General features: G+C 69.7%; 1 protein-coding gene. It reads right to left on the bottom strand.

Annotated features, from left to right (window positions below; all coding sequences use genetic code 11):
- The coding region (locus tag ACZ6ZQ_RS38410; protein ID WP_469773174.1) for a type I polyketide synthase at positions 1 to 3167 on the bottom strand (3167 nt) is incomplete at both ends.

Raw genomic sequence — 3167 nt, 5'->3', positions numbered from 1 at the left:
CCGTCCAGGAACCGGACCGCCTCACGCACATGCCGCACCCAGAAATCGGCCGCGCCCATCTCGTCCGACACCAGGGCCCCGGTCAGGTTCGACACGACCGGGATACGCGGGGACTGGTACGACAGCCGCTCCGCAACCTCACGGAAGTACTCCAACATGCCGTCCATGTGCGGCGAATGGAACGCATGACTCACGACCAGCCGCTTCGTCTTACGACCCTGCGCCTGGAAGGCCTCGCCGATCGCCACCGCCGCGTCCTGGTCTCCGGCGACCACCACGGACTGCGGGCCGTTGATCGCCGCAATGCTCACCCGGTCGGTCAGCAGCGGCAGGACCTCGTCCTCCGAAGCCTGCACCGCAATCATCACGCCATCCGTCGGCAGCGCCTGCATCAGGCGGCCACGAGCAGCCACCAGTTCGGCAGCATCCTCCAGCGAGAACACACCCGCCACATGCGCAGCCGCGATCTCACCGATCGAGTGCCCGGAAAGAAAGTCCGGCCTCAGACCCCACGACTCAGCCAGCCGGAACAGCGCCACCTCAACGGCGAACAGGGCCGGCTGAGTGTAGGCCGTCCGGTCGAGCGCATCCGAGTCCGAGCCGAACAGCACATCCTTCAGCGGCACTTCGAGGTGAACATCCAGATGAGCGCACACCGCGTCCAGCGCATCCGCGAACACCGGGTACGCCTCGTACAGCTCCCGGCCCATCCCCAGCCGCTGACTCCCCTGCCCCGTGAACAGGAACGCCAGTTGGCCTTCAACAGCCGCACCTTGCACCAGGCCAGGCGGCTGCTCACCGAGAGAGAGGCTCCTCAGGCCGGCCGCGAGCGCCGCGCGGTTCTCCGCATCGCCGACGAGGACCGCGCGGGTCTCCAGCGTGGAGCGAGCGGTCGCAAGCGAGAAGGCGATGTCACCCACGTGAGCGGCCGGGTCCCCGGCCAGGTGGGTCGCCAGCCGCTCGGCCTGGGCGCGCAGCCCGGCGGTGCCCTTGGCGGAGAGGACAAGCGGCAGCACCGAGGGTACAGTGCCGCTTTCGTCGGGCACCGTCTCGGTGTTCGACGCCGGGGCTTCTTCGATGATCGTGTGCGCGTTCGTGCCGCTCAGGCCGAACGAGGAGACGCCCGCCCGGCGCGGACGGCCGGTCTCCGGCCACGCCACCTGCTCCGTAAGCAGAGACACCGCGCCCGTCGACCAGTCCACGTGCGGCGTCGGCTCATCCACATGCAGGGTGCGCGGCAGCACCCCATGCCGGATCGCCAGCACCATCTTCATCACACCCGCGACACCGGCGGCGGCCTGCGTGTGACCGATATTCGACTTGATCGAGCCCAGCAGCAGCGGCTGATCGGCCAGTCGGTCCTGCCCGTACGTCGCGAGGAGTGCCTGCGCCTCGATCGGGTCGCCGAGCCTGGTACCCGTACCGTGCGCCTCCACCGCGTCCACGTCATCGGCGGACAGACCCGCACTCGCCAGCGCCTGGCGGATCACCCGCTGCTGCGACGGGCCGTTCGGCGCAGTCAGCCCGTTGCTCGCACCGTCCTGATTGATCGCCGAACCACGCACCACCGCAAGCACCGGGTGCCCGTTGCGCTCCGCGTCCGACAGCCGCTCCACGAGCAGCATGCCGACACCCTCGCCCCAGCCCGTACCGTCAGCGGCGGCAGCGAACGCCTTGATCCGCCCGTCTTCCGCCAGACCGCGCTGACGGCTGAAGTCGACGAAGGCGTCCGGGGTGGACATCACGGTCACGCCGCCGGCCAGTGCCAGCGAGCACTCGCCCTGCCGCAGCGCCTGCACGGCCAGGTGAAGGGCCACCAGAGAGGACGAGCAGGCCGTGTCGACGGTGATCGCCGGACCTTCGAGACCGAACACATAGGAGAGGCGGCCGGAGACGACACTCGCCGCGTTGCCCGTACCGACGTGTCCTTCCAGGCCGTCGGCTTCCCGCGCGACCAGCGAGAGGTAGTCCTGGCCGTTCGTGCCGACGAAGACACCGGCCTGACTGCCCCGCAGCGACGAGGGGTCGATGCCGGCCCGCTCGAAGGCTTCCCACGAGGTTTCCAGCAGCAGCCGCTGCTGCGGGTCCATGGCAAGCGCCTCACGCGGCGAGATCCCGAAGAAGTCGGCGTCGAAGTCGGCGACGTCGTAGAGGAATCCGCCTTCGCGGCTGTATGACGTCCCGGACCGGTCCGGGTCCGCGCTGTAGAGGTGGGCCAGGTCCCACCCACGGTCGGCCGGGAACGAACCGACCGCGTCCGTGCCGTCCGCGAGCAGTTGCCACAGCTCTTCCGGAGTCCGAACACCACCGGGGAAGCGGCAGCTCATCGCCACGATCGCGATCGGATCGTCGTCCGCATCGACCACCGTGGCCATCGGACCGGCCACCACCGCCTGGGTGCCGAGCAGTTCGCCGCGCAGATACTCGGCGAGAGCGGTCGACGTGGGGTAGTCGTACACCAAGGTGGTGGGCAGCCGCAGCTCGGTGGCCGCGCCCAGGCGGTTGCGCAACTCGACCGCGGTCAGCGAGTCGAAGCCCAGCTCCTTGAAGGAACGCTCGGCATCGATGGCGTCCGAGCCATCGTGGCCGAGGACCGCCGATACGTGGGTACGGACCAGGCCGAGCAGTTCCCGCTCCTGTTCGGCCGCAGTCAGTCCCGCCAGCTGACGGACCACGGCGCCCGCGACGTCGGCACCCGTGACCACCGACCCATGGCCGGTGACGGCGGCCGCGCCCTCCGAGCGGGCGACGAGGTCCCCGATCAGCGGGAGGGGACGAACCACCGCGACGATGGATGCATAGCGGTCCCAGTCGATGTCCGCGACAGTCACCGCTGTCTCGCCCGCCCCAACGGCCTGCTCCAGCGCAGCGAGAGCGGATTCGGGTGCCATCGGCGGCATGCCCTCGCGTCGCATGCGCGCGTCCATCGCCTCGTCGGCGGCCATGCCGCTCTCGGCCCACGGACCCCACGCCACCGACGTCGCCACCAGACCATCCGCACGACGCTGCTCAGCAAGCGCATCCAGGAACGCATTCGCCGCCGCGTAATTCGCCTGCCCGGCCGCACCAAGCGTTCCGGTGACCGAGGAGAAGAGGACGAAGGCGGCGAGCTCGATACCGAGTTCGGTCGTCAGGTCGTGGAGATTGCGGGCCGAGACCGCCTTCGC

The organism is Streptomyces sp. NPDC053673 (assembly GCF_055585225.1).
Note: the sequence above shows the minus strand (reverse complement) of the source record. Positions and strands in the feature narration are given on the sequence as shown.